Below are 6,090 nucleotides of genomic sequence, written 5' to 3' on the forward strand. Positions count from 1 at the left end.
CCTCGATCATCAGCTTGGTCCGGCCATACGGGTTCGTCGCGGAGGTCGGGTGTTCTTCGTCGAGCGGCAGATATTGCGGCTGGCCATACACCGTCGCGCTCGACGAGAAGACCAGCGTCTTGACGTCGCAATCGCGCATCGCTTCGAGCAGCGTCAACGTGCCGCGGACATTGTTGTCATAATATCGGATCGGCTCGGTGACCGATTCGCCGACGGCCTTCAATCCCGCGAAATGGATAACAGCCTCGGCGGCATGATCGTTCAGCGCGGTCCGTAACGCGTCGCGCTCGCGGATATCGCCCTGGACAAGAGGGATCAACGTGCCGGTGATCGCCTCGAGCCGGTCCATTACAATGGCGTCGCTGTTCGAAAGATTGTCGAAGCAGACGACCTCGTGGCCGGCTGATACGAGCGCCGCTGCGACATGGCTGCCGATATATCCTGCTCCGCCCGTCAGTAGAATCTTCATCGACGACTCCATTTTCCATTCGCGTGTCGAAGCTGCCTTATCCATTCGGGGCATACGACCAAGCGATTGTTTGGGGAACGGCGCCAGGGCGCCTCCCGTAAGGAACGCCTTCGTCCACACGGGGCCTTGCGGTCCTTATCGAGCGTCCCTGCAAGGGTGGTTCAGCATCGGCGGCGGCAGGCCTGCCGGTTTAACGTTTCGTCCATTCATTCACGTACCAGTTGACGAAAGCCGGAATTCCGATAGCCATCGGAGTTGCCGGAGAAAAACCGAGATCTCGGCTGATGTCTTCGATATCCGCAAAGGTTTGATAAACATCGCCATCTTGCATCGGCAACAGGTTGATTTCGGCTTTTCGACCGCACGCCTCTTCGATCGCACGAATTAGTTGGATCAGTTGCTCGGGACGGTTGTTGCCGATGTTGTACAGGCGATGAGGTGTTGTGAAACCCCCGGGCTTTTCCAGGCTATCATCTTCAGGAGGATGGTCGAGCGCCAAGATCACGCCGTTTACGATATCGTCGATAAAGGTGAAATCGCGGAGCATGTCGCCGTGGTTGTAAACGTCGATCGGGTCGCCACGAAGGACCGCTTCGGTAAACTTCCATACGGCCATATCGGGTCTTCCCCATGGCCCGTATACGGTAAAGAAGCGCAGGCCCGTCAGCGGTATCCGGAAAAGATGAGCGTAGGTTTCGCTCATCAGTTCATCGGCGCGTTTTGTCGCTGCATAGAGTGAAATGGGTGTATCTGCGCGATCGGAGACCCGGAACGGTGTATCCGATCGCATTCCATAAACGGACGAAGATGAGGCGTACACCAGATGTGAAATCGCCCGGTGGCGCGCCAACTCCAGAATATTGACATGCCCTGAAATGTTCGAGTGGATATAGGCGGCGGGGTTGTCGAGCGAATAGCGTACGCCAGGTTGAGCACCAAGGTGAACGATTCGATCGATTGTCTTCGTAGCCAGCGCGCAAGCGAGCGCATCGGCATCGCCAAAATCTACATCCGAGAATGAGAAGGATTCACGGTGGAGCGACTTGAGGCGAGCAATACGTGCTCGCTTGAGATCGAGCGAATAATAGGGCGTGAAATTGTCTATTCCAACCACGTCTTCGCCACGTTGAAGCAAGGCGGCAGCGACATGCATACCGATGAAGCCAGCCGCACCTGTGATGAGTGTAGTCAAATCCTGTCTCCCTTTTCTCGGTGCGGTCCCTGGCAGAAGCTGCGCATTCCGTCGGCGAGGCCGTCGTCAATCAGGCCACCCCGTCCCTCGTGGCGACGCAATGCCAGACTCACATGCAAGGTCACAGAATGATCGTCACCGGCCGATGCGAAACAATGCCGATCTTTACGACCAGATAGAAAGACGAAATCGACCGCAGCTTCTATGAACGTAAAAAGTGTCGCCCGGCATGTACCCAAGGCGTTTTCGAATGCCAATAGCGCATCTAAGCCTTTGGAATTTGGTGAGCCCTGCTGGGTTCGAACCAGCGACCTACTGATTAAAAGTCAGTTGCTCTACCGACTGAGCTAAGGGCCCATCGCGGCGCCGACGAAGCGGGCTTGCGAAGTGAGCCGCCGCCCTAGTGCGCCGATGCGTCCCGGTCAACCGGCTTTGAACGGGCAAGGCGAGCGGCGAGTTGGCGGACGCTGCGCCCGTGGAGCGGATGCTGCCACTCGGGGACGATCGCGCGCAGCGGGCCGAGCACGAAAGCGCGCTGTTCGATTGCCGGATGCGGGATCGTCAACGCACCGTCGGACCAGGCGCCGCCCGACCAGAGCAGGATATCGAGATCGAGTGTTCGAGCGCTCCAGCGCTGCCCCGTACGGCGGCCGAAGCTTGCCTCGATTTCCTGCAATCGATCGAGCATTTCGGGCGGGCTGAGCGGCGAGGCGACGAGCGCGACGGCGTTGGCATAGCGGCGACGCGACGGGCCGATCGGGTCGCTTGCAATGATCGGGCTCGCGTCGACAGCTTCGATATCGTCACTTTCCAGCGCCGCGAGCGCCGCAAGCAGCACGGCGCGCGGATCGCCGAACCGCACGTGGCGCCGGTTCGATCCGAGGCCGATGGCATAAAGCGGAAGCGGCATTGCGTTGCTCATGTCCTCGCGCCTATCGCAGATGTGTGGAAATTGACAGCCCATTGCCGGGAACCGAGCCGCCGCGCGATTGTCCACGATGCCCGCGGCTGGCTGCGTTCCGGCGCGAATGCCAGGCCGAGCATCCCGATTGGTGGAATGCGCCGGTTTATGCGTTCGGCGATCCCGACGCGTGGCTGGCGTTCGCGGGCCTGGCGCCGGGCAAGCATGGTGCGAACCGGACCGGCCGGCCGTTTACAGGCGATTATGCGGGTGACCTGCTGTTCGCGACGCTCGCCGAGTTCGGGCTGAGCAAAGGGCGCTATGATGCGCGGATCGATGACGGACTGACGCTCGACGGCGCGATCATCGTCAACAGCGTCAAATGCCTTCCGCCGCAGAACAAGCCAATCCCTGCAGAGATCGCGAACTGCCGGCCCTTTTTCGAGGCGCAGCTAGCCGCCTTGCCCAAGGTAAGCGTGATCATCGCGCTCGGACGGATCGCGCATGATGCGACGTTACGCGCTTTCGGCGAACGGCTTGCCGCTCACCCCTTCGGGCATGGCGCGGTCCACGTGCTGCCTGATGGGCGGCATCTGGTCGATAGCTATCATTGCTCGCGCTACAACACGAACACCGGGAGGTTGACGGCGGACATGTTCGGCGATGTCTTCCGTACCGCGATCGCACTCAAAGATCAGACGAGCGGGCCGAATTCCTCGACCAGCCCGCGATAGAGCGCGCGCTTGAAAGGGACGATCAGTTTCTCGATCTCTTTCAGCTCGGCCCATTTCCACGCGCGGAATTCCTGATGGTCAGTATGGATGTTGACGTCGCTGTCTTCGCCCATGAACCGCATCAGGAACCAGTGCTGGCGCTGCCCGCGATATTTGCCACCCCACATCTTGCCGATCAGATGATCGGGCAGGTCATAGAAATATTCCTCGCGGCTGCGCGCGATGATCTCGACCAGTCCGCCATGGACGCCGGTCTCCTCACCGAGTTCGCGGATCGCCGCTTCCTCGGCATCTTCGCCGTCGTCGATCCCGCCCTGCGGCATCTGCCAGGCTTCGGTCGTGGTATCGAGCCGCTGGCCGACGAAGATGCGGCCGTCGCGATTGGCGAGCATGACGCCTGCGCAGGGACGGTAGGGGAGAGAGCTGTGGTCGATCATGCCGCCCCGGTAGCTTCGGCAACGATCGCTTTCAATACGGTCAATGCCCCGCGAATATCTTCTTTGGCGCTGGGGATGCCCTGCGACAGGTTGATATAGCCGTGGATCGTGCCCGTCGCCTCGCGATAGGTGGTGGGCACGCCGGCCTCGATCAGCTTTGCGGCATAGGCGCGGCCCTGGTCGCGCAGCGGGTCGAGCCCGGCGGTGATCAGCAGGGTGGGGGGGAGGCCCTCGGCCGGGAAATCGAGTGGCGAAGCGCGGTAATCGGCGGGGTCGGCGGCATAGTGATTGCCGAACCAGGTCATGCTGCCCGTCGTCAGTAGATGGCCTTCGCCGAAATCGCGGTAGCTTTGCCAATCGTCGTGCGTCGTCACCGCGGGATAGATCGGATGAATTGCGATCACCGGCTTCGAAGCGGGTTTGTCGCGCAGCGCGAGCGCGGTGGCGATCGTCAAATTGCCCCCGGCGCTTTCGCCCGAGAGCACAAGCCCGGTGCAGGGGATGTTGTCGGCGACCCAGCGCGTGGCGGCTTCGCAATCGATCGGGGCGGCGGGGAAGGGGTGTTCGGGCGCGAGGCGATAATCGACCGCGATCACCGGCATATCGAGCAACCGCGCGGCTTCGGCGCAATAGGGATCGTGGGTGTCGAGATCGCCGATTACCCATCCGCCGCCGTGATAGAAGACCATGACCGGCCCGGTTTCGCGGTCCGGACGGTTGTCATAGATGCGGACCCTGATTTCGCCGGCGGGGCCGGGAATCGTGCGATCCTCGACATGCGCGATGTCGCCGCGCGGCACGTCGGCAAGCTGGCCCATCACGCGGAACATCTCGCGCGCCCCTTCGGCCGGCATCTCCTCCATCTTCGGACCTTCCTGCGCGTTCAGGAAGGCAAGGAAAGCCGCCACGTCGGGGCGCGTAAAATGGGTGGTGCCGTCGGTCATCTGCGTCTCTCCCTCGTCGCTGTTTTCACCATGCTATTCGGTATCGCCGGGGTAAATTCAATCCCGAAATGAAACTCACCTGTGCTTCACCCTTTGCGGCGCACAATTTTTTCTCAATTGCGGCATCGCGCCCACAGGCCTAGGCCATCGTCACAGGTTCGCAAGATTGAGGCAGAAGAGACGATGGCGACAGCGGTAGTGGACCAGGCCGACAAACGGCAGTCCCCCCTTTCGGATGCAGTGGTGGTACGATTTGCCGGCGATAGCGGCGACGGGATGCAGTTGACCGGCGGTCAGTTTACCCTGTCGTCGGCGCTGGCCGGCAACGACTTCGCGACCTTCCCCGATTTTCCTGCCGAAATCCGCGCGCCGCAGGGCACGTTGTTCGGGGTTTCGGCATTCCAGATCAACTTCGGATCGTCGGCGATCGACACCGCGGGCGATGCGCCCGACGTGCTCGTCGCGATGAACCCGGCGGCGCTCAAGACAAATGTGCCCCAGCTCAAGCCGGGCGGGCTGATCATCGCCGACGAAGGCGAGTTCAACGACCGCAATCTCGCCAAGGCGAAATATGAGGCGAACCCGCTCGACGACGGCAGCCTCGCGAAGTGGCAATTGCTCAAGCTCAACATCAGCCAGCTGACGATGGACGCGGTGAAGCCCTTCGGCCTCGGCAACAAGGAAGCGCTGCGCTGCAAGAATATGTGGACGCTCGGGCTCGCGCTCTGGATGTTCGACCGCGACCGCCAGCCGCTGATCGACTGGCTCAATGCGAAATTCGCCAAGGCGCCCGATCTCGCCGCCGCCAACGTCGCCGCGCTCAACGCGGGTCACGCTTATGGCGAAACCGCCGAACTCGCGGGACCGCTCAAGCAGCATCATGTCGATCCCGCCCCGGTGGCACCGGGCCTCTACCGCACGTTGACCGGCGCCGAGGGCATTGCGCTCGGCCTCGTCGCCGGTGCACAGCTTGCCAAACTGCCGATGTTCTTCGGCGGCTATCCGATCACGCCTGCCTCGGCGATCCTGCATCATTTGTCGCGGCTCAAGGAATATGACGTCACGACCTTCCAGGCCGAGGACGAAATCGCCGCCATCTGCTCGGCGATCGGCGCGAGTTATGCGGGCTCGCTCGGCGTCACCAGCTCGTCGGGCCCCGGCATCGCGCTGAAGGGCGAGGCGATGGGCCTCGCGATCATGACCGAGCTGCCGCTCGTTATCGTCAATTCGCAGCGCGGCGGCCCCTCGACGGGGCTGCCGACCAAGACCGAGCAGTCTGACCTCTATCAGGCGGTCTATGGCCGCAATGGCGACGCGCCGATGCCCGTCGTCGCCGCGCGCTCGCCGGGCGACGCCTTCGAATGCGCGATCGAGGCGGTGCGCATCGCGGTGCAATATATGACCCCGGTGATG

At 61.9% G+C, this 6,090-nt stretch carries 7 protein-coding genes and 1 tRNA gene; 2 read left to right on the top strand and 6 right to left on the bottom strand.

Going from position 1 to position 6,090, the window contains the following annotated elements:
• From VGD20_RS14065 to folK, 4 genes are all read right to left on the bottom strand, one after another.
• A partial coding sequence (locus VGD20_RS14065) for an NAD-dependent epimerase/dehydratase family protein (RefSeq protein WP_331135049.1) occupies nucleotides 1-469 on the bottom strand: 469 nt, incomplete at its 3' end.
• 190 nt (nucleotides 470-659) lie between these two features.
• Entirely contained in the window at nucleotides 660-1,661 is a 1,002-nt protein-coding gene (locus VGD20_RS14070) for an NAD-dependent epimerase/dehydratase family protein (protein ID WP_331135050.1), read from the bottom strand.
• A gap of 281 nt (nucleotides 1,662-1,942) precedes the next feature.
• Nucleotides 1,943-2,018, bottom strand: a tRNA-Lys gene (locus VGD20_RS14075).
• 43 nt (nucleotides 2,019-2,061) lie between these two features.
• Nucleotides 2,062-2,583 carry a 2-amino-4-hydroxy-6-hydroxymethyldihydropteridine diphosphokinase gene (gene folK / locus VGD20_RS14080; protein WP_331135051.1) on the bottom strand — a complete coding sequence of 174 codons (522 nt, stop codon included), beginning with the start codon at nucleotides 2,581-2,583 and terminating at the stop codon, nucleotides 2,062-2,064.
• A gap of 23 nt (nucleotides 2,584-2,606) precedes the next feature.
• Here folK and VGD20_RS14085 point away from each other — a divergent pair, with 23 nt between their 5' ends.
• On the top strand, nucleotides 2,607-3,296 hold the full coding sequence (locus VGD20_RS14085) for a uracil-DNA glycosylase (protein ID WP_331135052.1): 690 nt from the start codon (nucleotides 2,607-2,609) through the stop codon (nucleotides 3,294-3,296).
• Here VGD20_RS14085 and VGD20_RS14090 read toward each other — a convergent pair.
• Complete coding sequence (locus tag VGD20_RS14090; RefSeq protein WP_331135053.1) at nucleotides 3,257-3,733, bottom strand: RNA pyrophosphohydrolase; 477 nt, start codon at nucleotides 3,731-3,733, stop codon at nucleotides 3,257-3,259. The two genes, VGD20_RS14085 and VGD20_RS14090, sit on opposite strands and share 40 nt — an antisense overlap.
• A complete protein-coding gene (locus VGD20_RS14095) occupies nucleotides 3,730-4,677 on the bottom strand; it encodes an alpha/beta hydrolase (protein WP_331135054.1) in 948 nt (315 codons plus the stop codon). Before VGD20_RS14095 ends, VGD20_RS14090 begins: the two co-directional genes overlap by 4 nt.
• A gap of 183 nt (nucleotides 4,678-4,860) precedes the next feature.
• Here VGD20_RS14095 and VGD20_RS14100 point away from each other — a divergent pair.
• A partial coding sequence (locus VGD20_RS14100) for a 2-oxoacid:acceptor oxidoreductase family protein (protein ID WP_331135055.1) occupies nucleotides 4,861-6,090 on the top strand: 1,230 nt, incomplete at its 3' end.

The sequence above is a fragment of the Sphingopyxis sp. genome (assembly GCF_036402335.1).
In the GTDB taxonomy this organism is placed as follows: Bacteria; Pseudomonadota; Alphaproteobacteria; order Sphingomonadales; family Sphingomonadaceae; genus Sphingopyxis.

Bases quoted from the DNA above. Each gene is read 5' to 3' on its own strand.
- folK (WP_331135051.1), bottom strand. From the start codon at position 2,583: ATGAGCAACGCAATGCCGCTTCCGCTTTATGCCATCGGCCTCGGATCG.
- VGD20_RS14090 (WP_331135053.1), bottom strand. From the start codon at position 3,733: ATGATCGACCACAGCTCTCTCCCCTACCGTCCCTGCGCAGGCGTCATG.
- VGD20_RS14095 (WP_331135054.1), bottom strand. From the start codon at position 4,677: ATGACCGACGGCACCACCCATTTTACGCGCCCCGACGTGGCGGCTTTC.